The sequence below is a fragment of the Bdellovibrionota bacterium genome (assembly GCA_035292885.1).
Classification (GTDB): Bacteria; Bdellovibrionota_G; JALEGL01; order JALEGL01; family DATDPG01; genus DATDPG01.
Genome location: DATDPG010000108.1, coordinates 1 through 26,887 on the forward strand (window position 1 = coordinate 1; position 26,887 = coordinate 26,887).

General features: G+C 55.6%; 22 protein-coding genes. 12 read left to right on the forward strand and 10 right to left on the reverse strand.

Annotated features, from left to right (window positions below):
• On the forward strand, positions 1-2,235 hold a 2,235-nt coding region (gene recG, locus VI895_08585; protein HLG19852.1), incomplete at its 5' end, for an ATP-dependent DNA helicase RecG.
• Position 2,236: 1 nt separating this feature from the next.
• Here the strand turns inward: recG and VI895_08590 are convergent.
• The 6 genes from VI895_08590 to VI895_08615 form a co-directional block, all read right to left on the reverse strand.
• On the reverse strand, positions 2,237-3,094 hold the full coding sequence (locus VI895_08590; GenBank protein ID HLG19853.1) for a nucleotidyl transferase AbiEii/AbiGii toxin family protein: 858 nt from the start codon (positions 3,092-3,094) through the stop codon (positions 2,237-2,239).
• A 4-nt stretch (positions 3,095-3,098) separates the two neighbouring features.
• Positions 3,099-3,725, reverse strand: coding sequence for a hypothetical protein (locus VI895_08595; protein ID HLG19854.1), 627 nt, complete (start codon positions 3,723-3,725; stop codon positions 3,099-3,101).
• Between the two features lie 226 nt (positions 3,726-3,951).
• Positions 3,952-4,272 carry an addiction module antidote protein gene (locus tag VI895_08600; protein HLG19855.1) on the reverse strand — a complete coding sequence of 107 codons (321 nt, stop codon included), beginning with the start codon at positions 4,270-4,272 and terminating at the stop codon, positions 3,952-3,954.
• A gap of 670 nt (positions 4,273-4,942) precedes the next feature.
• Positions 4,943-6,397, reverse strand: coding sequence for a sigma-54 dependent transcriptional regulator (locus tag VI895_08605; GenBank protein HLG19856.1), 1,455 nt, complete (start codon positions 6,395-6,397; stop codon positions 4,943-4,945).
• Positions 6,360-8,252, reverse strand: coding sequence for a PAS domain S-box protein (locus VI895_08610; protein ID HLG19857.1), 1,893 nt, complete (start codon positions 8,250-8,252; stop codon positions 6,360-6,362). The genes VI895_08605 and VI895_08610 overlap by 38 nt, the downstream gene beginning before the upstream one ends.
• A gap of 103 nt (positions 8,253-8,355) precedes the next feature.
• The gene (locus VI895_08615) at positions 8,356-9,504 is read right to left on the reverse strand and encodes an AMP-binding protein (protein HLG19858.1); all 1,149 of its coding nucleotides are present in this window, start codon (positions 9,502-9,504) and stop codon (positions 8,356-8,358) included.
• A gap of 157 nt (positions 9,505-9,661) precedes the next feature.
• On the opposite strand from VI895_08615, the gene rpmE reads away from it, so the two are divergent.
• The 7 genes from rpmE to VI895_08650 are packed head-to-tail and all read left to right on the forward strand — an operon-like array spanning position 9,662 to position 15,187.
• Positions 9,662-9,883 (forward strand): 50S ribosomal protein L31, encoded by a 222-nt coding sequence (rpmE, locus tag VI895_08620; GenBank protein HLG19859.1) that lies wholly within the window; start codon positions 9,662-9,664, stop codon positions 9,881-9,883.
• 13 nt (positions 9,884-9,896) lie between these two features.
• On the forward strand, positions 9,897-11,003 hold the full coding sequence (gene prfA / locus VI895_08625; protein ID HLG19860.1) for a peptide chain release factor 1: 1,107 nt from the start codon (positions 9,897-9,899) through the stop codon (positions 11,001-11,003).
• A 16-nt stretch (positions 11,004-11,019) separates the two neighbouring features.
• Entirely contained in the window at positions 11,020-11,859 is an 840-nt protein-coding gene (gene prmC / locus VI895_08630) for a peptide chain release factor N(5)-glutamine methyltransferase (GenBank protein HLG19861.1), read from the forward strand.
• Positions 11,860-11,866: 7 nt separating this feature from the next.
• A complete protein-coding gene (murA, locus tag VI895_08635; protein ID HLG19862.1) occupies positions 11,867-13,129 on the forward strand; it encodes a UDP-N-acetylglucosamine 1-carboxyvinyltransferase in 1,263 nt (420 codons plus the stop codon).
• 39 nt (positions 13,130-13,168) lie between these two features.
• Positions 13,169-13,936 (forward strand): 3',5'-cyclic-nucleotide phosphodiesterase, encoded by a 768-nt coding sequence (locus VI895_08640; GenBank protein HLG19863.1) that lies wholly within the window; start codon positions 13,169-13,171, stop codon positions 13,934-13,936.
• Positions 13,937-13,951: 15 nt separating this feature from the next.
• Positions 13,952-14,827 (forward strand): acetyl-CoA carboxylase, carboxyltransferase subunit beta, encoded by an 876-nt coding sequence (gene accD / locus VI895_08645; GenBank protein ID HLG19864.1) that lies wholly within the window; start codon positions 13,952-13,954, stop codon positions 14,825-14,827.
• Positions 14,828-14,869: 42 nt separating this feature from the next.
• On the forward strand, positions 14,870-15,187 hold the full coding sequence (locus tag VI895_08650; GenBank protein HLG19865.1) for a hypothetical protein: 318 nt from the start codon (positions 14,870-14,872) through the stop codon (positions 15,185-15,187).
• A 391-nt stretch (positions 15,188-15,578) separates the two neighbouring features.
• Here the strand turns inward: VI895_08650 and coaE are convergent, their stop codons facing one another.
• The gene (coaE, locus tag VI895_08655; protein HLG19866.1) at positions 15,579-16,160 is read right to left on the reverse strand and encodes a dephospho-CoA kinase; all 582 of its coding nucleotides are present in this window, start codon (positions 16,158-16,160) and stop codon (positions 15,579-15,581) included.
• Positions 16,161-16,285: 125 nt separating this feature from the next.
• On the opposite strand from coaE, the gene purQ reads away from it, so the two are divergent.
• Positions 16,286-16,975 (forward strand): phosphoribosylformylglycinamidine synthase subunit PurQ, encoded by a 690-nt coding sequence (gene purQ / locus VI895_08660; GenBank protein ID HLG19867.1) that lies wholly within the window; start codon positions 16,286-16,288, stop codon positions 16,973-16,975.
• A complete protein-coding gene (gene meaB / locus VI895_08665; protein HLG19868.1) occupies positions 16,972-17,925 on the forward strand; it encodes a methylmalonyl Co-A mutase-associated GTPase MeaB in 954 nt (317 codons plus the stop codon). The genes purQ and meaB overlap by 4 nt, the downstream gene beginning before the upstream one ends.
• A gap of 165 nt (positions 17,926-18,090) precedes the next feature.
• Here the strand turns inward: meaB and VI895_08670 are convergent, their stop codons facing one another.
• Positions 18,091-18,237 (reverse strand): hypothetical protein, encoded by a 147-nt coding sequence (locus tag VI895_08670; GenBank protein ID HLG19869.1) that lies wholly within the window; start codon positions 18,235-18,237, stop codon positions 18,091-18,093.
• A 136-nt stretch (positions 18,238-18,373) separates the two neighbouring features.
• Complete coding sequence (locus VI895_08675; protein HLG19870.1) at positions 18,374-20,851, reverse strand: hypothetical protein; 2,478 nt, start codon at positions 20,849-20,851, stop codon at positions 18,374-18,376.
• Between the two features lie 583 nt (positions 20,852-21,434).
• Between VI895_08675 and VI895_08680 the strand changes: the two genes are divergently transcribed.
• Positions 21,435-22,160 carry a hypothetical protein gene (locus tag VI895_08680; GenBank protein HLG19871.1) on the forward strand — a complete coding sequence of 242 codons (726 nt, stop codon included), beginning with the start codon at positions 21,435-21,437 and terminating at the stop codon, positions 22,158-22,160.
• 295 nt (positions 22,161-22,455) lie between these two features.
• Here the strand turns inward: VI895_08680 and VI895_08685 are convergent, their stop codons facing one another.
• Positions 22,456-23,304 carry a hypothetical protein gene (locus VI895_08685; protein HLG19872.1) on the reverse strand — a complete coding sequence of 283 codons (849 nt, stop codon included), beginning with the start codon at positions 23,302-23,304 and terminating at the stop codon, positions 22,456-22,458.
• Positions 23,305-23,645: 341 nt separating this feature from the next.
• Here VI895_08685 and VI895_08690 point away from each other — a divergent pair.
• Positions 23,646-26,887, forward strand: a 3,242-nt coding sequence (locus VI895_08690; protein ID HLG19873.1) for a toxin TcdB middle/N-terminal domain-containing protein, incomplete at its 3' end; no start/stop codon positions are given.

The following is a 26,887-nucleotide window of genomic DNA, read 5'->3' on the forward strand; positions in this document are numbered from 1 at the left end:
GGATACGAAGTCCTCGAGGATCCGGAAAAACGAAAGCGAATCGTCCAGGCGCTGGGGTTGATTGCGCCGAAAGCTTCGCGGACATTCAGTCGGTCGTTCCGGCCCGAGGACCATCTTCTGCCATCGCTGGAACGGATCAAAGAGGCGCGAAAGAAACTTTCTGGAAATGTTCAATACGTCAAGGGAGTGGGTCCGGCGGTCGCGGCGAAATTGGATCGCGCGGGGATTCGGACGATCGACGATCTCTTGACGTTTTTCCCGACCCGCTACGACGACCGGCGGTTCACAACCAAAATCGGCGAACTCAAGGAGGGTCAGAACGCCGTCGTCGTCGGGGAGGCGACGTTCGCCGGCGTGGCGTTTTACAGGGGACTGCGCCGGCGCGTATACGAAGCCGCCGTGGAGGACGGCACCGGCCAGCTTAAGCTCAAGTGGTTTCATTTTGTCGCTTCATCCATGGGAGAGCGGATCAAGCGCGGCCAGAAACTGATCGTCAGCGGAAAGGTGCGCATCTACCGCAATCAGGTGGAAATGCATCATCCGGAATGCGAGGTATATAGCGGCACTCCCGATTCCATCAGTTTCGGACGGATCGTCCCGCTTTATCGCGAAGTCGGCGGTCTCTATCAAAAAACGCTTCGGAAGTTCATGAACTTCGCCGTGACGCGCTTTTGCGAGGAGCGCGCCTGTCTGATTCCGACCGAAATCTGCCGGAAGCACGATCTTTTGGCGCCGTGGAAAGCGATTCTGGAAATGCATCTCCCGGACCGGATCCCGATGGAAGGCCATCGGACCGAAGCCGCTCGCGCGTTGGCGTTTGAAGAACTTTTCTTTTACGCCTTTTCCCTGGGACTTCGAAAACGGCTTCTCAAAGGTAAACCTGGGATCGCGTTTCGAAATCCGTCCCCGCGATTTGAGCGGATGATGCACGAGCTCCCCTTTGAACTGACCGGGGCGCAGAAAATAGTATTGCAGGCGATTCGAAAAGACATGGCTTCCGAGTCGGCCATGAATCGTCTTTTGCAGGGGGATGTCGGAAGCGGGAAAACGATCGTGGCCTTCTTGGCTGCGCTGGTGGCCATCGATCATGGTTACCAGGTGGCGTTCATGGCGCCCACTGAAATTCTGGCGGAACAGCACTTCCGAACGCTTTCGGCGTGGGCCCAAAAGACGGACATTCGGGTCGAGATGCTGATCGGGCGCCAGTCGGCGGGTGAGCGCCGCGCGATCATCGGCGACTTGGCTGCCGGAAAAGTGCATTTGGTCGTGGGAACCCACGCCCTGCTCGAATCGGACGTCCAATTCGCGGCGCTCGGTTTTGTCGTGGTGGATGAACAGCATCGTTTCGGCGTGCGGCAAAGGGCGGTAATCCGGGCCAAGGCCGTGGAACCGGATGTCCTCGTCATGTCGGCCACGCCGATTCCCCGGACCCTCGCCCTCACGCTCTATGGCGACCTGGACGTATCGATTTTGAATGAACTTCCGGAGGGGCGAAAGCCGATCGAGACGAAACTGTTTTCCGAGCGAGATAGAGGAAAGGTGTACGAGTGGGTTCGGGGCGAGATCAAAAAAGGGCGCCAAGCTTACGTCGTCTATCCGTTGGTCGATCCGTCCGACCAAATCGACCTCAAAGATGCCACAACGATGGCCGTCACTCTTCAGAAAGAAATCTTTCCCGAATTTCGCGTGGGATTAGTGCATGGCCAGCTGCATAGCCGGGAAAAAGAAGAGTGGATGGGAAAGTTCGTCCGGGGTGAGATCGATATCCTGGTTTCCACGACGATCATCGAAGTCGGCATCGACGTCGCGAACGCGACGGTTATGGTGATCGAGCATCCGGAAAGGTTCGGACTTTCCCAACTTCACCAGCTTCGCGGGAGGGTGGGGCGGGGATCCGAACGTTCGGCGTGTCTCCTCGTTCGCCCCTCCCGAATATCGCAAATGGCGCGCGACCGCCTTCAGACGTTTGCCGGCGTTCACGATGGATTTTTACTGGCCGAGGAGGATCTTCGATTGCGCGGCCCCGGCGATTTTTTCGGCGTCGCGCAGAGCGGCTTCCCTACATTCGCGGCGGCCGTATTTCCGCGCGACCTGGATCTCCTGGAAACCGCACGGCGGGAGGCCTTTGAGATTATCCAGAGGGACCCGAGTCTTTCAGATCCTCAGTTTCGTCATTTGAAGTGGGTCGTGGATGAGGTCTGGGTCGAGCGACTTCAGCTAGTACGCGTGGGTTGATTCAAGACCGACGCATTTTCGTCAGCTGTTGCTGAAAGAAGCTCCTGTTCCATAAATCAATCGAGGGAATCTCGATCGCGCGCAGAAACCTTCGAATGTCGCGCTTGGCTTCATCCCAATCGATCGCTTCGATCCTTTTCTCCATGGAGTCGTAATACCAATCGCTGGTAACATCTACGTTCAACCCCTTCCACGGGCCCGTCTGATAGAGCGCGTTTTTGAGAAAAGTCAGATTCGGCTGAGTCCGTTTCCTTGCGTACCAGAGGAAGTCGTACCAATCGCGTCCCTTGATGAAAGGGCGGCAAAGCAACGCGTGGCTCTTGCCGGCCAAGAGCGAAGGCATATCTTGCACGACGATGGTGAAGGGAAAGGGGTAATCCAGAATTCGCCCTTCGCTGACGCTCCCGTCCGGAGGATTTGTGTCCACCTCGATCTTGATCTGGATTTTCTTGGGCCGGGTAGAGCGCGGAGCCAAATGTTGAAACGTCAGGATGCTCGCCCAGGAATCGTCTTTGAGAAAGGCTTTCCGGACGTTTTCATCGACGCGCGAACGATCCTGGAATTCGAAGCGGAAACCGTAATCGTTCAATTCCTCGACCACCTTCCGCAGAAACTTGTCCATGACAAACTTTCGGTCCGGCGCCTTCAGGATGAAATCCAAATCCTCCGAGAAACGGGGTAGTTGATAAAGAACGCGAAGTGCCGTGCCGCCTTGAAACACCGCTTTTCGAAAAAAGCCGGCGCGGGAGAGGGCCGCAAGACAAACCTCCTGCACGATTTCCTTGGTCGCGCACTCTTCCTCCAAGCTTGTCGCACAGGCGTATTCGCGCAAGCGGTCCTGAATGAGAGCGATATTCATCCGATTACTCCAAATAAGAATCGATGAATCGCCGGACCCGTCCATTGTTGTACAGATGATGCATCAGCGCGGCGGCCTTTCTGTCCATCTTCGGCATATCATCGATCCGAAGTGATTCCGCCAGCCTTTCTTTTGTCCATTCCTTCTTTGAACCATAGACATAATCCGCCATGGCGCGAAGCGGTTTCGCCATAAAGAAAACTTCACTCCCTTCTTTGATTCTCGTTACTTCGGCGTAAAGAGGAGAAAAGGGAACGCGGGTGAAGGAATAGTGGCCCAGAGGAGTGTCGAATTCTCTCGATCGGCTGGAGGTTCCACTCGTGACCGTGCGCACGCCTTCCGGAATCAATTCCCAGTAGGAAAGAGCAGATTCGAAACTGATGTAGGACGGCCCACAAATCCATTGCGCAAGGGCAAACGGGTGGATCTTCTCCGTCCGGTAGAGATCGTTCAGCGTATAGAGGCCTCGGCGAATCTGAAGAAGGTCTCCCTTCGCCAGAGCGCGCTTTACGAGGCTATATCGCCGAGCCGGCGTACCTGTCATCAGCTGTTCAAGGTCCAGATCTCGGAGGATCTCCGAAAGGCGGGCTTGCTTGATGATGTGGATCAATGTATTTCTAGATACTGTCATTAAATGACAGTTTACAGCAAAAATACTCTTGGCGCTAGGGGGACCCCTACAGCCACAAATGTGTCACGGCGGGAAGCCTTTGAACTCATCCAGAAGAACCCAAATCTTTCAGATCCTCAGTATCGTCATTTGAAGTGGGTCGTGGATGAGGTCTGGGTCGAGCGGCTTCAACTCGTGCGGATAGGCTGATCGCGATCGTTTACGCTCGCCGGACGATCCAGATCATCTAGGCTACCTTCGGGCGCCCAAGGGAATTGAATTGAATCCCTACTCCGATCGACTTCAAGAGCGCGAAGAAGGTATCAAGAGTGGGGTTTCCTGCTTTCGAAAAGGCATAATAAAGAGTCCTACGGCTAATCCCCGATTGTTTTGAAAGCGCACTTAGGCCCTGGGCTTTGGCGATATTCTGCAGAGCCTGAAGCAACAATTGACGTGCTTTGGGTCCTTCGTAGGCGAGATGCTCATTCAAATAAGCTGCCGCGAATTTTGGGTCCCGCAATTCTTCGGTCACGAGATCGTTAAAATCACGAAGCTTTTGTTTTTTCATCTTATTCCCTTAATCCTTCACACTCTTCCACAGTTCACTCGCCTTACGCTCGACCCGCGCGACAACGGCCGCCTGTCCAACCGCATCCTTCAGTTTTCTGAAATCCATAAGAAAGTTATTTGCATACTTGGCCTTCCTGCGTCGAAGTGAAATTTTCAAGCGTACGCCTTATTGTGCAATATATTGCACGGAATAGTCAATCGCTTACGAGCCAAAGAAAAATGGAGAACAAAAAAGCACCTCGAAACGGGAGGCCTGAAGGGGGGGAATAGCCTCACGCCCGAGGTGCTCAATTTGCGATCTTCCGAACCTTGGCTCGGCTCGATGCCGATCTGGAACCTTGGGTAGAGTTAGTACCGTTGGTAGGGGGAAATGAGGTAGTCACTAACCCTGATTCCACCTAGGTCCAGAAAAAATCGCAAACCGACGAACTGCGGGCTGGTTTAGAGCAGTTAATGTGCCAAGTCAAGCGCACGAAATTATTTGGTCTAAGACGCCGAATTAAAAACAGAATTCAAAACTCGTCGACCAAACGATTGGCGATGCCGCGCCGCGCGGTCCAAAATGGTGTAAAAACTACACCGTCGATTATCCCGTCCATGTAAAAAATACATTTCGCTGAGTTTTTCAAGACTTGTGAGATCCTACCTTATTCTTGACGGTGTAAAAGTTACGCTCGCTTGGGTAAGCGCGTCGCCGCATGCTCCCTGCGGCGATACCGGTTGAGCTTGTTGTGCAGCGTTTTCAAGCTGATTCCGAGAATGCGTGCCGTCTCCGTCTTGTTTCCGCCGGTCATGTTCAGCGTATTCAAAATGAGCTGGCGCTCCACTTCTCCGATGGACGTTCCGAGATGAAACGTCATGGACGGCCCGCTCCCTTGCCGTTGCCGAACCGATTCCGGAAGCTCTTCCACCGTTATGGTTTTTCCGCGGCAGATGATCACAGCGCGCTCCATGATGTTGCGCAACTCCCGTACGTTGCCGGGCCAGGAATAATTCTTCAACAACTGGATCGCTTCGGGATGAATACTCCGGACCGGCCGTTCGTTCTTCGCGGCGTATTCATCGAGGAAGTTTTGCGCCAAAAGAGGGATGTCTCCGGCCCGGTCCTTAAGCGCGGGAAGTTCCAGGTGAAAGACGTTGAGCCGGTAGTAGAGGTCTTCTCGGAACATTCCTTGAGCGATCGCATCTTCGAAATGAATGTTAGACGCCGCCACGACGCGCACGTTGGCGTGCAATTCCTCACGGCCCCCTACCCGCCGGAATGTTCCGTTCTCCAGCACGCGCAAGAGTTTGCTCTGAAGATCCATCGCCATGGCGGCAATTTCGTCCAAGAGGATGGTCCCTCCGTGGGCGAGCTCGAAACATCCTTCGGTCGTCTTAATGGCTCCGGTGAACGCACCTTTCTCATGCCCGAAGATTTCCGTTTCCAGCAACGTGCCCGGTATAGCGGAACAGTTGATCGGGACAAACGGCGCATGCCGTCGCGGACTCATTTGATGGATCGCTCGGGCCACCAGCTCCTTTCCCGTTCCACTCGCTCCTGAAATCAGAACGGAAGCCGTGCTGGGGGCGGTCAGTTCAATCTGATGAAACAGCTCCTGCATAGCTGGAGTCGTTCCGATCAGTTGTCCGAACGAGCCCAGCTGTCGAAGTTCCCGCCGCAGCCGTTTGAGCTCATCCTCGGTTTCAAATTTTTCGTTGAGGCGTTCGAGAAGATTCTTGAGACGAACGATGTCCACCGGTTTGGTGAGGTAGTCATAAGCCCCCTCTTTGATGGCCTCGACGGCGGAATCAATGGTTCCTTGCGCCGTCAGCAAGATCACGATCGTCTCGTCCGAGCGGGCGCTCTTCAGAAACGCCAGGCCATCCATGCGCGGCATGACCAGGTCGCAGACCACGACGTGAGGATGAAATGCGCGCAACTTGTCGAGAGCGGAGCGACCGTCTTCGGCGGTCTCACTTTCGAAGCCCCAGCTTTCGATCAACTCGGCCAAACCGACGCGCGCCGAGGGTTCATCGTCCACCACCAAGACCCGTTTCTTTTCCTTTTCCCGCTCGCCTTTGGCGATCGGGCGAGGGAAGATTTCAGGGGATGGGGAGTGTAACTGTAAATGAGCTGCCATGATTCACCTTGCTTTTTACGCGGATCTTCCCGCCGTGGGCCGTTATCAGTCTCTTGACTAACGGAAGGCCGAGTCCGCTTCCTTTCTCTTTGGTTGAAAAATAGAGGTCAAAAATCCGTTTCAAATTGGGTTTCGGAATTCCGATTCCCGTGTCCCTCACCGAGACGGCGACGTGGTTTTGCCCCTCTCGCTCGGCTCGGACGGCGATCGCCCCACCTTTCGGCATGGCCTGGAACGCGTTCAGAAACAGGTTCAAGAAAACCTGTGTGAGATGGTCCCGGGCTCCGTCCACGGCGGGCAGATTCTTTTCCAAGTCAATCTTGAGTTGGATTTTTTCTCTCTCGGCCTGCGCTTGGACCAACGCGAGGACGTGGGATAACACGCTCGGAATGTCGACGCGACTGAATTGCGATTCGATCGGACGCGCAAAATCCAACACGCCGCGCATGACCTTGTTGACGCGCTCCACTTCGGCGGTCACGACGTTGAAATAACGATCCAGTAATGCCCGTTTCTGCTCCGGAAGATCATTCAAATGGCCTTTCAGCACTTCCATATTGATCACCATCGAGTTAAGCGGATTTTTCACCTCGTGAGCCAGGCTGGCGGCGAGTTCGCCCAATGCCAGCATCTTTTCCTGTTGGATCATCCGCTGTTCGAGTCGCTTGGTCTCGGTCACGTCCCGGATCACGGCGGAGCTGCCGACGTCCTTCCCGGACTCGTCTCGAATCGCCGTGCGGCTTATATTGATCGTGAGTTTTCTGCCTTCTTTGGTCACCGCTTCGACGAGCGCATCCCTCAGAAAGCCCTGTTCCTGAAATTTTTTCGTGAGCTGAGCGTATTTTTGGCCCCGGCGAAACTCGGGGGCGATAAGCGTAACGAAGCGCCGCCCGACGATTTCCCGGGATCGATACCCAAACATCAGCTCGGCGCCCCGATTCCAAGTTCGAATCGTCCCGGACGGATCCATCGCCACAATGGTTTCGACCGAGTGGCGGAGGATGTTGGCCAAGAACTGATCTTTTTCTCGAATCGCTTGTTCCAGTTTCCACTTGTCCGTGATGTCGATCATCGAAGCAATTTGAAATCCGGTGTTGGCGATCATTTTGATGGAAATCTGCACGCGGCGGACGTCGTCCCAGCGATTCAAGAATTGAAATTCATACGTCGTGGGGACCGACGGCGTGTTTTGATGTCGAAGGCGGTGGTACGTGCTCACCATCTCGCGGTCGATCGGATGAATGAATTTCAGGTAGTGGACCCGGCCTTCAAGATCGCATTTTCGAAAGCCGGAGAGTTCCTCGAATTGGGGATTCACCTTTCGGATAATCCCGTCTTCGCCGGTCATCATGACCGCCGTGGCGGCGTTCTCAAAAAGCGCCCGATACTCCTGTTCCGAGTCGCGCAACGACTCTTCCAAGCGGGCCTTCTCGGTGATGTCCAAGACGATTTCGAGGACGCGGGATATCTCATTGTTGTCGTCGAAGAGGGGGGCTTCCACCAGCTGATAAAAACGCTCGGAGCCGTCCTTGATGGTGCGCGAGATATAACCGGTGATGATATTTCCGGTCTCGAACGCCTTGCTCGGGAGGCAATCCGCGCACTTTTCCGTGAGGCCGCGGAAGCCGAAGTAGCAGGGTTTCCCCCGAATTTCACTCTGGGTTCCGTAGATCCGTTCCATCGTGTCGTTCATCCAGAGAACGCGCATCTCCCGGTCGACGATCCAAAGCCCGGCTCCGTCGATGGGAGCCTGCACTCCTGGAGCTTCTTCGACGATGGCGTTGCAGAAGAGTTTGGCTGTTTCGATTCCTTGAGCGGCGAAGGACGCGGATTGTTCTTTCGCTTGTTCGGCCACGAAGTTCCCCCTCTTAGCTACGGTCGATCGAATACTACCACGCGAAAAAAGTCATGTAAAATTTTCTAATTCATTGAATTTACGGATTAAATGCTGATTTATATCAGCCGATTCGAGCGGTGCTCGTAGCCCTTTCCTTTCCTTTGAAAGGGCGAACTTTCAATCCGATGACGTTGGGCAGGTCCGGTGCCGTTTCAAAGGGAAGGAGGTCTATTTCCATCGCCCGAAAGAATGCCGCAACGTTGGGATCGACATCTTCCTGAGGGTAGGCGACGGTCCGAATCTCGCCTCCCATCATTTTTCGAATCCGCGGAAAGACAAATCGGCCGGCCAATGTCGGTGTGGAAGCGTCGGCCACCGCGCTTTGAAAGAGATAACGCATGGGGGGGAGCGCGGATCGGAAGTGCTCTTGGAAATGATGATGGATCTGGCTGAGCGTTCGGTTCCGGCAAAGGAGAAGGTTCGGACGAAACAGGGACAGATCCGGCACGATATCCTCGGGTCGCTCGGAAAAAGCGATTGCCGCGCCGGAGCAAATCATCGCGTAGAGCCCGAATGTTCTTTCGGTTGCGTGGCTCAGAGGAAGGAGCGAAAGACAGGTGTCGGCGGAGGTCAAGGCCAAACTCTCCGATAGCGACAACGAATTGGCGAGAATCTGAGCATGGGTCAGGCGAAACTCCGAAGAATTTTCCCGGCCGCCGTTTCCAAAAATCCAACAGGCCTCGTTGTCGGATCCGACTTGTTCAAGCCGATCGTAAAACTGAACCGCCGGAACCGCCCGGCCATCCGACTTGAACGTCGACAGCGAAGGAATTCCGGAGATGTGAGGGGCGTCTTTTTGTCCGAGCGCCACGAACACCTTCATGGACTGGAGGTCCGACGTACGTTTCATCGTCTGTTCGATGGACTCTTTCCCTTCCAAGAAGAGATACGGCGCGCCGGAGCGTTGCAGCTGTTGAAAACCGGTTTCGAAAGGGATCTCCGGGTCAATGGCAATCGATACCCCGCCCAGCGAGATGGTCGCCAATTCGGCCAGAATCGCCTCGGGTTGGAGCCGGCTCCAAATGCCGACCCGATCGCCGGGCTTCAAGCCTCTTGCCAGAAGGGCCCTACCAATGTTTCTGACCTCCGTACCGACTTGCTGCCAGCTGAGAGACGCTTCCCGCCCATCCACCGTGTACTTTATTCCGGCTCGGGCAGCGTTCAAATACGTCCGGTTTTGAAAGAGAGTCGCGAGATTCTTGTGCGGCACTTTGAGACGGTTTCATTCCACGAAGTGCTGGGAATAGCTAGACTTTTGTTGTCCCGCGAGGACCCCTTAAACCGCTCAGGCTCGGTTGCGTGCGGAGAAAAGCTGTGTTATACGCCCCGCTCCTTGCAGCGAGGCAGAACTACTCAAGGAAACGAAAATGCGAGAAGGAATTCATCCAGCGTACGTCGAGACGACGATCACGTGTGCTTGCGGCAACGTGATTCACACCCGTTCCACCAAACAGAACGTACACGTGGAAATCTGCTCCAAGTGTCACCCGTATTTCACGGGGACCCAAAAATTGGTCGACACGGCCGGCCGAATTGAACGGTTCCGGAAGAAGTACGCCAAGAACGCGCCCGCCGCGTCGAAAAAGTAACTGAAAGATCCCCATGTCCGGGGAGTTCAATTTCGCCCAACTGAATGACGTCGAGCGCCGTTACAATGAGCTCTCTTCGAGGCTCTCCGATCCGAAAGTGATTGGCCGCGCAGAAGAGTTTCAGAAACTTTCAAAAGAGCACGCCAGCCTGACGGATATTGTCGAGGCGTTTCGTCGGTACAAAAAGACGGTTCAGGAAATTGACGAGGGGAGTGAAATCGCCAAGAGCAACGACGCGGATATCGCGGCGATGGCGAAGCAAGAACTGACCGTTCTGGAAGAACGAAAAGCCAAGATCACGGAAGAACTCCGATTCCTTCTTATACCCAAAGATCCCAACGACGAGAAAAACGTGTTTCTCGAAATTCGCGCCGGCACCGGGGGGGAAGAGGCCGCCCTCTTTGCGGCGGAACTGATGCGGCTCTATCTCCGCTTCGCCGAACGGCGCCGTTGGAAAGTGGAGATGATGTCGAAGAGTGAGACCGGTTTAGGGGGGTTGAAAGAGGCGATCATTCTCTTGGAAGGGAAAAACGTCTACAGCCAACTTAAATATGAAGGAGGGGTTCATCGCGTTCAAAGAGTTCCCGCCACCGAAGGCTCCGGTCGAATTCATACGTCCGCGGTCACGGTTGCAGTGCTCCCGGAAGCCGAGGAGATCGATCTCAAAATCGACGAAAAGGAACTTCAATTCGACGTCATGCGGGCCAGCGGCCCCGGCGGACAGAGCGTGAACACCACCGATTCCGCCGTGCGGGTCACGCACATTCCGACCGGATTGGTGGTCGTCTGCCAGGACGAAAAATCACAGCATAAGAACAAGGCCAAGGCGCTCCGTGTGCTGCGCGCGCGCTTGATGGAAAGAGAGGAAGCCAAACGTCAGGCTGAAATCGCTTCCGCGCGCCGGTCGATGGTCGGAACGGGCGACCGGAGCGAACGAATCCGGACGTATAATTTTCCGCAAAATCGTCTTACGGATCACCGGATCGGCCTGACGCTTTACCGCCTCGATTCGATCATGGAGGGGGATCTGGACGAGATCGTAGCCGCTCTTCGACTTTATTTTCAGGCCGAGAACCTTAAGAATGCCGGATCCCAGCTTACCGCCTCCTCCCGGAACTGAATCGAGGGGCACGATTTTGGTCGCCCTTCAATGGGGTGTCCGGGAGCTCGAGCGAAACGGTGTGTCGGACGCGCGTCTTTCCGCCGAAGTGATTTTGGCCCATGCCCTGTCCGTCGGACGGATCGACCTTTATCTTCGTTACGATCAACCTTTTCCGGCCGCTTGCAAGGCCGCCTACCTCGATCTTGTTTCGAGGAGAGGCAAAGGAGAGCCGACCGCCTATTTGACGGGGGAAAAGGAATTTTACTCCCTTCGATTTTCCGTCGACCGGCGCGTGCTCATCCCCCGGCCGGAGACCGAGCTGCTGGTCGACGAGGCTCTCGCCGTGATCGATTCGCTCCCCGCGGTTCCGACCGTTTCGGTTTGTGATGTGGGAACGGGATCGGGAGCCATCGCCGTCGCAATCAAAAAAAACCGCCCGGAGATCGCGGTCACCGCCGTCGATGCAAACGCGGAGGCGCTGGACGTCGCGCGCGCCAACGCACTTCAACATGGCGTCGACATCGCATTTATCCGAGGTGATCTTCTGAGAGAAGTTCCAGGTCCCTTTGATCTCCTGGTTGCCAATCTTCCGTATGTTACGTCGGAAGACGTGGCGCAACTTCCAAAAGATGTTCGTGACTTTGAGCCGGCGACGGCCTTAGACGGAGGAGCTGACGGTCTTCGATGGATCGAGCCCCTTTTGGATCAGGGCCGATCGCGCGTTCGGGCCGGAGGGAGTGTCGTTCTCGAAATCGGGATCGGCCAGGAAAAGAAAGTGGCTGATCTCCTGACCCGGTACGGCTATTCTTTGCGGAACATGCGCAAGGATTACGCCGACATTCCCCGCGTGGCCGTGGCGTCGAAGGGGAGCTGAAGTGGCTTTGGATCGGATACGGATCGAAGGTTCGAAACGGTTATCGGGAGAAATCCCGATCAGCGGCGCAAAAAACGCCGCGCTGCCGTTGCTCGCCGCCACGCTTCTGACGGCGAAGCCGTGCCGCCTACGAAATCTTCCGTCGGTGAAGGACGTTGATACCATGGCGGAAGTTCTTCGTGTGCTCGGTGTTCGGGTCAATTTCGGCGACGGAGTTTTCGAAGCGCAGGCGGCATCGCTGACGAACGACGAAGCGCCGTACGATTATGTCCGAAAGATGCGCGCGTCGGTTCTTCTTCTGGGCCCGTTGTTGGGACGCTTCGGACACGCCCGAGTGTCGATGCCGGGCGGATGCGCCATCGGCGTTCGGCCGATCAATCTGCATCTCAAAGCGTTCGAGGCGCTCGGCGCGGAGGTCCATCTGGCCGAGGGATACGTGGAAGCGAAAGCCAAACGGCTTCGGGGCGTCGATTTTCTTTTTGATTCCGTGACCGTGACCGGCACGGTGAACGCGATGATGGCGGCCGCGTTCGCGGAGGGAAAAACCACGCTTCGCAACTGCGCGCGTGAGCCGGAAATCGCCGCCGTGGCGGATGCCCTTCGACAGATGGGCGTTCGCGTGAACGGAGACGGGAGTGAAACGATCCATATCGAAGGAAGAAAAGAGTTGGGAGGTTTCGACGTCACGATGATTCCGGATCGTATCGAAACCGGAACCTACCTCGTGGCCGGAGCGATTACATACGGCGATCTGTTCCTTCGCGGCGCCCGCGCGTCCGATCTCCCCGCAGTCTTGGACAAGCTCCGTGAGACCGGCGCGGAAATCTCGTACGATTCAAGCGGGATTCGGGTCCGGGGACGAAAGCCGATCCAGCCGACGGACATTGCAACGGCTCCGCATCCCGGATTCCCGACCGACATGCAAGCCCAGTTCGTGACCCTACTCTCTCTCGCGAAGGGGGTAAGCGTCGTCACAGAAACCATTTTTGAAAACCGATTCATGCATGTCGCGGAACTGACCCGAATGGGAGCGAACCTCAAAATCCAGGGGTCCTCGGTGACGATCGCGGGCGTGGAAAAACTTACGGGCGCTTCGTTGATGGCGACCGACCTTCGAGCCAGTGCGAGTTTGGTTTTGGCCGGATTGGCGGCGGAAGGGACGACGGAACTGCTTCGAATCTACCATTTGGATCGGGGTTATGAGAATATGGATCACAAGCTGCGCGCGGTCGGCGCGAATATTCAACGGGTTCATGAAACCGGTAAATAGAACAGAGGCATCCGAGAGTCTCGACACGGAGGGGTGCCGATGATTTTTCGCGTGCTCGGATGTTCGGGGAGTGAATCGGATCGGAATCATCCGTGCAGCTTCTTGGCCGGGGAAAAGATTCTAGTCGACATGGGATCGGCGGCGTCACGATTGACGATCCACGAACAGACCAAGATCACGGATGTACTCTTAAGCCACGCCCATCTGGATCATACGAAAGACGTCGCGTTCTTTTCCGAGAATATTTTTTCGCGTATCCATTCACCGGTGACCGTCCGCGGGACGCCAGACACGATCCGCAAGTTGAATGAGCATCTTCTCAACAACGAAATTTGGCCCGATTTTTCGATTCTGCCCACCGTTTCGAATTCGGTTCTGAAGTACGAAACCTTTGAACCGGGCAAGCCTCTCCGTTTGGATGGCGTCGAAGTGACGAGCGTGCCCGTCAATCATCCCGGGGGCTGCGTTGGTTTTCTTTTTAAGTCCGCTACGGGGACGATCGTTTACTCGGGGGATACCGGTCCGACCGAGGATTTATGGAAAGAAGTGAACCGAAGAGGGAAGGAGATCAAGGGGATCCTCTTGGAGACCTCGTTTCCCAATCGGCTTCAGAAAGTGGCGGACGTCAGCGGCCACCATACCCCGGCGACCATGAGCCAAGAGGTAAAAAAGTTTTCGGGCATCGATTGTCCGATCTTCGTCTATCATATTAAGTCGCCGTACCGCGAAGAGACGGTGCGCGAATTGGAAGGACTTGACGAGCCCCGGCTTCGCATTCTAGAAGCCGGCATGACGATCAACTTCTAACGGCCCGGAAGCAGTATGTCCTGGATCGATAAACTCAAAGCCCCCAAGATTTCCACTTCCTCCGATCAAAAATCGAGCTTCCCGGAAGGGTTGTGGGCGAAATGCCCGGGCTGTTCGGAGATTCTTCTTCAGGACGACATCAACAAAAATCTCTCGGTCTGCCCGAAGTGCCAATACCACTTTCGGATGAAATCGAGCGATCGGCTGAATGTCATTCTCGAGCCGGGAAGCTTCGAGGAGCTGGACGCCGACATGGAGCCGACCGATCCGCTCGATTTCAAGGACCATAAACGGTACCGCGACCGGATTAAAGCGTTGGAAAAGACGCTTCCGGCGAAGGAAGCGTTCGTCTATGGCCGGGGCTTGATTCACGAACTTCCCATCGTCGTCGGCTCGTTCGTCTTCGAATACATGGGCGGAAGCATGGGTTCCGTGGTCGGCGAGAAGCTGACTCGGACGTTCGAACTGGCCGCTCTGGAACGCAAACCCTGTTTGGTGATCACCAGCAGCGGCGGGGCGAGAATGCAAGAGGGAATTCTATCGCTCATGCAGATGGCGAAGTCGACCGCGGCGTTGGGTCGGCTGCGAAAGCAAGGAATTCCCTATGCGGCGCTTCTCACCGATCCGACGACCGGCGGAGTGGCCGCGTCTTGTGCCATGTTGGGGGACGTCATCCTGGCGGAGCCGAATGCCCTGATCGGATTCGCCGGTCCTCGCGTAATCCAACAGACGATCAAGGAGACGCTGCCGGAAGGCTTTCAGAAGTCCGAGTTTCTGCTGGCCCACGGCATGCTCGATCGCATCATCTCGCGCGCCGAGATGAAGGGAATTCTGTATAAGTTGTTATCTTTATTGTCGAAAGCGCCGCCCCGGCTTGACGCCCGACCGTGAGGGTCTATATTCAAATCAGAGAGGAGCCTAGGGGACCGATTCATGTCGATGGAACAAACACTGCACGAGATCGCGAAGTTTCATTTCATCCTTTCGGAAGGACGAAAAGGGAATCACCTTCTTTTCAATCCGGAAACGATTCGAGACGCGTTCACGAAAAATCCGGAGGATTTAAAGAAGATGTTCCAGGAAAAGCTGGACGAGATCAACAACGCTCTCAATCACACGTTTCAGCTCTCGACGTTCGAAGAGAAGAGAAATTACATCAGCTCGCTTCCCGCCGAGATTCAACACGCCATGATTTTCGGCTACTTCCAGCTCTTGGAAGGGAGCGAGGATCAGGAGAAAATCATTCACTGATCTTTTCGGCCTCCTAAAAAACAAAAAAAACATTTCCCCGCTTCTGATTAACCTGAGGGTTGTCGGTGTGATGTGCATGTTGACATGTCGTTCATATGTGAATGTCATAGTTGCATGAAACGCATGGTTCAAGTGAGGAATTTGCCGGGTGCTCTCCATCGGGAACTCAAAGCTCGAGCCGCGCTCGCGGGGATGTCCTTGTCGGACTATATTCTGCGTGTAATCCAGAGGAGTGTTGAACGACCTACATTAGAAGAGTTAATCATTCGCTTGAAGCGACGAAAGTCAATGGATCTCTCTGAATCGCCGACGGAGACCTTGCCGGCCGAGGGACTCCGATCATAATCGTTGTCGACCCCTCCGCCGTTCTCGAACGTTCCGGAAATCGAGGTCAATTAATCGCCGACAGTTTTTTGGCTAGTGAGTCGATGCTGTTTTGAAGCGCATTTAAGTCTCGGTCGTTTCGCAGAATATAATCGGCGCGCCGGGCCTTCTCCTCGTTCGAAATTTGGCTGGCGATCATCCGGCGCGCCAACGCCGGATCGATTTTATCCCGGTTGACCAAGCGCTCCACCTGCTTTGCCTCTGTGCTGACGACGGCGATGACTTCATCCACTCGCTTGTCCCATTCCTCTTCGTAAAGAAGGGGAACCACGAGGATCACGGCTCCTGGGGCCGGTTTCTTTGTTTTGAGCGCCCGAAGCTCTCGGTCCACCTCTTTTCCAATGGCGGGATGGAGAATTTTTTCCAAGGCTTCGCGCTTTTGCTCGTCGGCAAAGATGAGCGACCGGAGCTCGGCCCGTTCCAGCGTGCCGAATGCCCTGCGCACTTGGTCTTCAATTGAACGATCCTGTTCGAGGAGGCGGCGGGCGATCGCGTCGGTGTCGATCACCGGAAATCCAAGTTCCTCAAATCGGCGTGCCACCGTGCTCTTCCCGCACGCTACGCCGCCGGTTAAGCCGATCACTTGCATTCGCTGACGATCTCGTTGTTCCGGACGACGGTCAATGGTTTCCTTGGTCTAAAAGCGCTATCATAACCGATGCGGAATCAGGGTTAGTTGAACTTTTTTGCCGTTCAAATAGATTGGCGGCCCCTATGGCCAAGATCGCCGTCGTTATTTTCCCCGGCTCCAACTGCGATCGGGACGCCTTCTATGTCGTCAAAGATATCTTAGGAAAATCAGTCACCTACCATTGGCACGACGAGCCGATCCGGGATGAATATAAAGCCGTCATTCTGCCCGGGGGGTTTTCGTATGGCGATTACTTGCGGGCCGGCGCGCTCGCCAAAATTTCACCGGCGGTTTCGAGCCTGGGTCCTTTCATCGATCGTGGCGGATGGGTGCTCGGCATCTGCAACGGTTTTCAGACGCTCGTGGAAGCCGGTTATCTTCCGGGCGCTTTGATGAAAAACCGGAGCCTCCAGTTTCAGTGCGAAGATGTCCACGTCCGGATCGAATCGACCAAGGCCCCCTTCTTCGATGACGGCATGAAGGGAAAGGTCTTGCGGCTTCCGATCGCTCATTCGGAAGGTCGGTACGATGCGGATGACGCGACTCTCGGAAGTTTACGCACCCGGAATCAGATTGCACTTCGATACGTCGGACCGAAAGGCGAAGAAGAGGACCGATTCAACGCCAACGGTTCGGCCGCGGCCATCGCCGGAATTACGAACGAACGCGGAAACGTCTTCGGCCTGATGCCCCATCCGGAACGCTGTTCCGATGAAGCCCTCGGCAACACGGACGGCTTGACGCTTCTTCGAAAGCTGGGATCGATCGTTTGAAAGATTTGATCGAGAGCATGAAGCAGGGGGACCGTCGCGCCCTCTCGCGCCTTCTGAGCTATGTGGAGGATCGCGACGAACGCGCGTTTGAACTCCTTCAAAAGATCTGGCCGCAAACGGGCCGAGCTTTCGTCGTCGGGATTACCGGCTCCGCCGGCGCCGGCAAGAGCACGCTGATCGATCAGTTGATCTCGACGCTGCGCGGGAACAAAAAGAAAGTGGGAGTCGTGGCGATCGATCCGAGCAGCCCGTTTTCGGGCGGAGCGGTTTTGGGCGATCGCATTCGCATGCAGCGCCACGCGAGCGACTCCGACGTCTTTATTCGGAGCGTCAGCAGCCGGGGGCGAAGCGGAGGCATTTCTTTTTCAACGCGCGCCGTGGTGCAGGTGTTGGATGCGTTCGGCGTGGACGTCATTTTGGTCGAGACGGTGGGGGCGGGACAGAGTGAAATCGACATTGTCGATATCGTCGATACGGTCGTCGTTGTCCTCGGTCCGGAATCCGGCGACTCGGTTCAAACGCTCAAGGCCGGTATTTTGGAAATCGCCGACGTCTTCGTCGTGAACAAGAAGGATCTCGACGGTGCCGTGCGGGTCGTCTCGGACATCGGATCGATGCTTTCGCTCAAGCCGAACGCGGACGGGTGGACGCCTCCGATCGTTTTGACCGAGGGGCGTTCCGGGGAAGGTGTGGATGCGGTATGGCGCGCCATTGAAAGCCATCGGGCCGAACTCCGGAAAAAAGGAATGGCCTCCGGTGAGCGGCTCCGCCGGCATTTGCACGAGCTGGCGGAAATCATCGAAGCGAAACTGGCGGTCGACGTGATGATGTATTGTCAGAAAGACGAGAAACTAAAAGCGGAACTTACTAAAGAAACCCGCCCGAATCTTTATGCCGTGGCCGAGCGGGTCTTGTCCGAGTCAGGCCGGCTGGGTCCGCGCCGAAAATAACGACTTCGCTCCGCATTTTGAACCTGCATTAGCCACCGGGCCGGTTCATTCACGGAGCCCATGATGTCGATATTGATATCGTTTGGGCCACAGTCCAGCAAGGCCTTACGATACTCACAAAGTCCCTGAAGCGATTGCTCCGGCAGCTGACTTAGTCCAGTTCGGTCAGACCGGCCCCGTGTCTTCGAGAACATTTTCGAACTGATCCAGATCCGTCGCACCGTGGTGCTTAGCAACCGTCACGATATCGAATCGCGTGGCGATGTCGTTTGACCATCTGGCGAGAAACGCTTTTCCAAGCTGCATCAGCATTCGCCGTTTCTTGCAAGCGTAGCAAAAAGCAAGAGATGCGACCGGGGGTCCCCGTGAAGTCAAAAAAGTACTGATCGAGGAGTCATCGCCGCTTTGGCCCGTATGAGTTGTAGTGGGGTCGGGTGCGGCGTAAACCTCACTGCAAGATCCAGACGCCACTAGAATAACAAGCGCGTTTCGGAGTGCTCGGCGTTTGAAGATCAGTGGCAGGATAAACAAGTTTAGGCATCTGCACCATGTCGATATCACTGAGATAAACATGCTGGAGCGAACCAGTGGGCGGTCCAGGGCACTGCGTGATGACCCATTGCGGAGGGCTATCATAACCGAAGTCGGCGGCCCGGGCTTCTACCAGGCATTCTTCAACATTGAGAGCAAACTCTCCGTCCGAGTTGGTATGAAGCTGATGGGCTCGCCAGGAGTTGTCGGGGAGCAGCTCCCAAACAGAGATCAAAACGTTGGGTGCCGGAATCCCCGCTTTGAGCGCTCTTCCATGATAACGGTAGTTGGATGTCCCTGTCTGACGATCGACCGAACGAGAAAAATCGGATGGCCGGGCGCATTTCTGTCCGGCGGGCAATGGAGTTAGATAATTGAGTTCTGATTGGAAACGGTCGGCGATAGGTCGCCGCACCAAAAGATTCGGGTCAGTGGTTGTTGTCATTTTTGCGTACCAGAAGGCGTGCAGTCCAAACTGATCTCCTGCGCAATCACCCCAGTGGAGGGACCCGAAGAGCCACCACTGAAGGCCCTGTAAGCCGCACAGATGCGTGTACGGAAAGACGCCCGGCCAATTGATTGAAGAGTTCCCAAAAAGGTATTCGATCTGTTCGTCCTCTGTACCACCCGGGGTGCTCGGAGAATTCAGCGGATCACAGTCGTCTTGGTACTGTTGCCATCGTTGGGGCGGAAAGGTGTAGTTGGCGGGATCGAGGTCGGTTCCGTTCGGAAATGTCGTGAAGCCGGTTTCGCCCAAGATCACCGGCTTTTTGGGGCCGCACCGGGTAGCCTTCACGTAATAAAGCGGGCGATACACAATGAATGGGTTGTATCCGACAGGGACAGCCGCAATCAGGCAGTTGGCGCCATCATCGTACGCCGGAGGCTGACACCGCTCCCCATTCGGATCGATGTAGGTGTAATAAAAATTCTGAACGCCGTTGGCCGTGAAGATGAATCCGGTCACTCCCGGAGGGCCCACGGCCACCTGGCAGTTGGCTCCGTCGAACGTAGTTCCAGCGGGGCACTGTCCGCTGCTCGGCTCGACATAAAAGAAGGGTTGCTGAAGAATGAAGGGGGTATCGCGTCCGAGCTCGAAGAGACCGACCTTGCAGTCTGGGCCTTCGTAGTATCCAATCGGGCAAGGATCGGCTCCCGGAAGCGGATGATAATAAAAGCCGTCGCGCCAAATAAATCCTTCGCTGGTCAAAGGGCCGGCCCCCACGAAACAGTTGGCTCCATCAAACTCACCCACGAACGGACACTTTTCGCCACAGGCTCCCAAGGAAGCCGCGTACAGGTCATTCGCCACCATTCGGCTTCCATGGATCACCTCGCCCCCGTCCCAAGGAGAGGGAGGATAAATGTGATAGGACGTAAAATGGTCATAAAGCATGTAAGGGTCCCACGTCGCGAGCGACCCGGAATCCCCCACGCCGATGGTAACCAAGTGATTCGGGTCGTTGGAAGGGCCTGTCAGAGCATCGAACCACTGTTTCGAGACAACTTGGGCGGCGTTTTTGCAAAAAAGGTCACCGTAGTCGCAGAGCGACGCGTAGCTGGCCGGGTCGGTGGCGGGAATGAAAAAGTCAGGCACCGGGTTCCAAAGAGGCTCATTGTATGGATCGTATGCGATTAGAAATGGGTCAGTCTTGAAAGCCGCGGCAAATTGGGAAAGGAGGCTCAGGTATTGGGACCGAAGGTTTAGATTTTTCCAGATCCCCGCTCGGTCTCCCGTAAGCAGGATACTCCGAATTCCCCGAAAACCGAGCGTATCGATCCCTCGTCGAAGGATGCCGATCGCGGTCTGTAATCCTTCTGGAGTGGAGAGTTCAATTCGGCACTGATAATGATCATCCCTCTCTTGTTGCGTTAACTGATCCCAGTCCGATTGCGAATAACTGTCCCACACCCGATCACAGGGGAGGTAGGGCACCTCCTGGCTGTCGAACTTCACTCCCATGTCCACCAGACGCACATTGTTTACTCCCAAATTGCTCAGACGAAACACATGCTCCTGTTCAAACAGCTGCTGACACGACTCCCGCGAGTCGCAGCACTGCGGTGGCGAGACCTGTTGTTCGCGGCAAACTCCGTTGTTCGATGGAAAATAGTTTGAATACGGCGTGAGGAAATATTCCCAGTCTTTTGGTTTGTCGTTTTGGCGGGTGAGAACTCTACCGCCAATGGAAAAATGGAAATTCACCCCCTTGAATCGGTACGGATTTGCCCCCAACATGAACTTGCCATCCTTCAGATAGACAAAACCCGCACAGGGAGTTCTCGTTCCACCAGATCCCTTTTTTCTTCTGGCCCGTTCGGTGGCCTGAGCCTCTGACGCTAGGACGAGTGAGAGAAAGAGAAAGAAAAGAGCAATGGCCTGAAGAATTTTCATGGGCGCTCCCTTACCTGCAAAAAATGCAGCGTGTCAAAGTCGATTCGAGAGATCAAGTAAAATTAAACTCTGCTTCTCCGGCCGTTCTTCCGGCGATCTGTCTCTTCTTTCGCTGTTCAGTATAGAAGAACCGAAGGCTGGCGACGAACCGAGTTCGGACCCGAGCAGACCAGTTGCATTTGTTGATAGACAGCGGATTCCGATGAAATACCCGGGCCCGGTATTCGATAAAGACCTGTGGCGCGGCTTGCCCTGACATGCGCAAGAGCAGATCAAGGAGCGTACCTTCTGGAAACTCTCGCCATGTCCACGGACGTGGAATGGTCAGACCGGCCCCGTGTCTTCAAGAATATTTTCGAACTGATTCGGGATATGCACCGTGGGCGCCGCGAGAAATTCCAGCGGCGGGAAATTCAGCATTGCCCAAGGCCAAAAGATGCCACGCGCCCAGCGGTTTTTGGTTGCGCTTCAAATTGATTTCTCCCGGAAACCCTCATTGCCTGGTAGCCTGCCGATTCTTCCATGACTTGTACCACGAAAAACGGGCCTCCAGACTGGATCGCGTGGATCCAAAGCCTCGGCGATGACTGACCTCCGCCCAGGGCTGCGACGATGGGAGGCGCCCCATCCCGAATGGACGCCGGAAAAAGACAAACCGGGAGGGTGGGGGCGAATGGTGGGATCGGTCTATTACGAACCTCCGGGCAAAGGGGCCGATGCGATCGTTCTGATCGACCCTTTGGTCCCATCGGGAGGACCCAAGGAACGCGAGAGGTTTCTGGACAGTCTGGACGCCGATGCGGAAAGGAGCCGGCTCCCGGTCGCGATTCTCATCGGCAACCGATATCACTCGCGCAGCAGCCAGGAGATATACGACCGCTACCGGCAGCGCAGGGGGAGTTCGATCTGGGCGCCGCACACGGCGAAGGACAAGCTCAAGTGCGCGGTCACAAACACTTTTGGAAACGCGGACGCGCTTCCGAACGGCGTGGGCCCGTTTTTGATCGAAGGTCTGGACGATCCGGAGGTTGTATTTCACATTCCGACTTACCGCGCCCTGGTTTTCAGCGATTCGCTGATCGGCGTTTCAAACCATCGGGTCCGTGTGGCTCCCGCATCCTGGGGAATCGAAACTCCGGCGGGCCAGGAAAATTACCGGAAGCACTTTCGAAAGTCGTTTCGTCCGCTTCTCAAACTCGACGTCGACCTGCTCCTCGTCTCCCACGGTCCCCCCGTTTTGAATGACGGGAAACGGGAGCTCGCGGAGGCCTTGGAAGCGCAGGCTTGGGGGGAAGATACCTCCTTCTGACACGAAGAAAGTACGCGTCGACGGGGAGTCCGCCGCGGGGAAATAATGAGGACGAGTTATTGGAGGACGCTACAGAGGTTATCCTGACAAACGGCCTCGGTGGCGGCCTCCTCGACACACTCAACCGGCGGGCATGGCGGAGCCGACGCACAATCGAAGAGGCTCAAGAATTCATCCACTGAACATCCGCGAGCCCCATCCTTACCCAACATGCGCAGTTGGGCTAGGCAGGCTGAGCTACGTCTCGATTGCCGGCGATCCTATGCCAATTGACGAAGTCCGTATCGCCAACGCTTTAAAAGGCCAAATCGTCTTTGAAGCGACGCTGTCGCGACGGAGGGTACCGTTTTGACACTGCCGTGGGGTCGGTGATGGAGTCCCAAAAGACTTGTTCGGACTCGACAATCTGGAACGGACCGAGGTCCCCTTCCGGGAATGAACCATCCATTTCCGCAATGACAACAACTTGGTTTTTTTGGCGAGCTTTAGCCAGAGCTTCGTCCAGCTTTTTCTTGTACTGATCGCGATCGCCGGATTGAAACGAACGGGAAGTCTCCGAGCCGATTGTCCACTGTTTGTATCCCAGTATTTCCGTTCCGTCCGGCTGACGGCACGTCACCCATAAATATAAATGGTCCCGGTCGCGATCATCCTTTCTCACGCCGCACTGATCATTTCCGTGGATGACGAAGAAGTCCCCGTTTTTCAAAAGATCGACAATGTCTCTCGGAAGCCGGAGCGGAGTAATTTCGCGGCTGAAGCGCAAGGCCACCTCGGGCATGTATTCTTCACTGTGACAAATGATTACCGTACCGCCCCCACCAGATAATAATTCTAAATACGTTCGATACGCCGATTTTGCGTCGATTTCGTTATCGAACTCGACCTGTCGTTCATAGTCCATGGAGAGGTAATCGGGTACCCATTCGCTAACGAACTTCACGGTCAATTTCCACGGGCCTCCACCTTGATAGTCGTATCCCACGAGATCCAGGTCGACCCATTGAGCCGGATAACGATAGCTGATGTCGTACCCAGGAGGGCAGGATGAACTGCTCTCCGAAATCCCGGGTTGGGGCGATAAGATCGCATATCCGGACAGCGCTGCCCCGAACAATACGGATACTGCTGAATATCTAGGCATTTGTGTTACCCCCGCTCAATAAGCCGAAGGACGATGCAACACACATACCAAGGCCAGTCATATCCTTGTCAAGAATTCGTTCAAATGTTCGGAGATTTTGGCTAACGCCGGCGCGCGGTGGCTGATAAACCGCAAGTAGGAAATCGCGGTGTGCGAGATAAGTCCAGAGTATCCGGCGCATAGGGCCCGAGCTCGTCGGAGCTCTTCCTCTTTCGTAACGCGACGCACTTTTTTCTTTACAACCTTTGTGCATCGCATTATGGGGCACCTGTTACTCAACTCTTTTAGAGTGAGTTATGAGACTCGGACGTCCCCCCCAGCGTTCTTCAGTCTGCCTTTTCTTGGCATGCCTGCTTGCCTTTCCTATTCCCCTACCGAATCGTGCGTATGCCGCGGGAGAGACGCTGGGGAACGACGACGGCGACGGCGAGAACGTAGCTGGACCGGCGATCGGTGGCTCGCCGAAAAGTTCGTATTCCGATCTTTTCACGGGGACGGCCAAATACGGCGTTTCCATCGCCGTGCTTCCCGGCGTCGATGAAATGACGCCGCGTCTGGGGCTTTCCTATTCCTCGGATGCCTCGTTCAAATCATCGGTCGGACAGCTTTGGACGTTGGGTGTGCCCGAAATCACCCGGAGGGGAAAATCGAAGTCGATCGCCCGATTCGACGGCACGGACGAATTTCTTCTGAACGGCTCGGAGCTGACGCAGGCAACCGATACGAATCATTACAGCTACGGAAACACCGATCAGTTCGTCACGACCGATGAACAGTTCGTCAAGATCGTGCGGGACACGACGACGAACAATCGTTGGACGGTCACATCCCCCGACGGAACGGTGTCCGAGTTTTCCGTGCCGGTTCCCCGCGCGGGGGCCGCGCCGACCGACTTCCTGAATACCCGAAGCTGGCTTCCGGCGAGTGTGACGAATGCGAACGGCTATTCGATAAAATTCATATACACCCGAGGGAACGCCGAACCGGAGGACCTTGCGAAGGATCCGTCTGATGGGGGAGACATTTATTTAAGCCGCATCCTTTACACGATGGGGCCCCAGGGCCTGGACAGCGGGCGGCTCGTCGACTTCGAACTGGAAGTCCGCGGACCGAACAACACGGCGAAGATGTATGGAAGTGGATCGGAAATCGAAATGGACCGGCGAGTCGCCTGGATCAGGGCCTACGCCGACCGTGGAAAAACAGTTCCGTACATGTCGTACCGCCTCTTTTACCAAGCAAACGATGTCGTGGAGGGGGCGACGAAATGGAACTCGGCCGAGTCGAAGCTTGTGCGGGTCGAATCGTACGGAACAAACGGGTCGCTGTTTCAAAGGTGGGTCTTTGAATATACAGACCGAGACAAGGGATGGACGCTGAGCACCCCCGATACGACCGCGTTCAATGCGCTCGGATACGACTTCGTCGAAGAATTTGACGACACGTTCGGCCGAAGGTGGCATCGCGATCGGGGCGTTCGCTTCATGCACAACGACCGGAACGCTCTGCTCGATCTCGTCCAGGGGGAAAGCGTCAAAGAAACCTCGGGCGGCGAGTGGATTCACAACCGGACGATGCGCAGGAATACGAAGATCGATGTTTCGACCGGTGCCGTTGTTCTTGGTACCCAGGAACCGGGCCCAGCGATGAGTTTCACATCGTGGCTCGCATACTCTGAGACCGCTACTGATTCGGGCGTTAGTGCCATTGATATCGACGGCGACGGTATGGACGCTATCGATGGAGCGGCCTCGGCCTTGTATGGAAACATGAATGGCGACCGATGTCCGGACCTCATTTGGTCTACGATTTGCTCAACATGCACGACCAAACCCGTATTGATCAACGAGCGCTGCGCCGGCGGCACCGGATTCCGAACGGAAAGTTGGCCTTCCAGCAACCTTGGTCTTCCCCCCGCATCTAACTCGTCTCCATACCCTCCGCGGCTCGTCGACGTAAACGGCGACGGGTTAACGGACCTCGTCTTCGGATGGGTCGATGCGAGCCGTGTGTACGACGGCTTCGGTGAACTTTGTGGTTCCGCTGTAAGAAATTTTTACGCACAGGTATATGTAAACGCCGGCAATCGTTTTCGATACGACTCCATGCTTTCCGCGGAGTTGGTTCAAAAGCAGATCGCCTTCAATGAAAAGGAAAGGGTGAGCTGGTACAACGGATACTGCTACTTTGGCGGCACAGCAGGCTCATACACCCATTTGAAGGCGCTGACGCCGATCTTGACCGACGTGAACGCCGACAATGCCGCCGACCTGGTCACAAACACGGACATTTATCTGTATCACCAGGGGAGAGGCTATCTCCGGGCGTGCCCGGTGGGTCAGCGCTGCACGCCGCCGGTCGACTTGACCCGACCGCTCACGATCTGGGTCGGAAACGCCTATACGTGGGTTCAACAGCTCAACAACGGAACGCACTACGTAGATCTGAAAGGAACCGGCGTCCCCACGGTCGTGCATTCGTTAAAACGAATTAACGGAACGTCCGAAAGGTCGGTCTACGCGCCCGGATCAAACCCCGCCAAACCTTCCTTTCCCGGTTTGCTGTCTCGCGTGAAGCCACCGACGGGAGGTTCCATATCGTTTGACTATATGCCGTCGACCTGGCTTCCGAACGGCGGTGGGGATCAAGCCAATCCCGAACTCGCATCGCCGAAGTATGTGGTCACATCGGTCACGTTGGACGACGGCTACGGGAATACGCTGGCGACGAACTACAAATATGAAGGTGGTTATTTTGATCCCACCGACCTGGAATTTCGAGGGTTTCAAAAAGTGGAAGTGCGAGGCCCGGACGGGATCCGGTCGGTGACGCTCTTCCATCAGGCAAAGCCGCTGGCCGGTCGCGTCGCTTCTTCGGAAACGTACGGCTCCGATGGAAACCTCTACTCCATGGAGAAGAATTACTACACGGTCAACTTCGCCGATCCCCCCGGCGATTGTGACAACAACGTCAATGAACTCGACTGCTCGATTCCGTATTTAAATGCGGCGACACGAAGCGAAAATACCGTCTTTCAAGGGACCACGCCGAACGCCGCCCAGCCGTCGCTCACCAACCGTGTAGACCGGGAAATCGTGAAATCTGTAGACGGTTTCATTACTGCAGTGACGACGCGCGCGGTGGGTGAGCCTGGAATTACGCCTCTTTCGGAACAGCGCGTGTCAAAAGTTTATCTTATTTCCAATGCGGCCGATTGGATCATCGGCCTGCGTGGGGAAATGTCTCTGTTCCGAGGTTCCGACGAAGCGACCCCGATCCTTACCCGGAGGTTTTTCTACGACGACGGAAGCGGAGCGTACAACCCTCCGGCCGGAGGCGGCGGCTACACGTTGCCTTTTGAGCCGCCTGTTCCCCCTCCCAATAATTCCAGGATCACGCGCACCGAAGTTGTGGGACATCTTGTAGATGGCGCGGACGTCTACGATAACTTTACGTCCACCGACACGGTTTATGACCCCGTTTACCATCACCCGCTAACCGCGAAAAACAGCCGCGGTCAGCCGATCGCAACGATCACGTACGACGGCGGCCATATTCAGCCGATTTCGGTCCAGAACGCCCT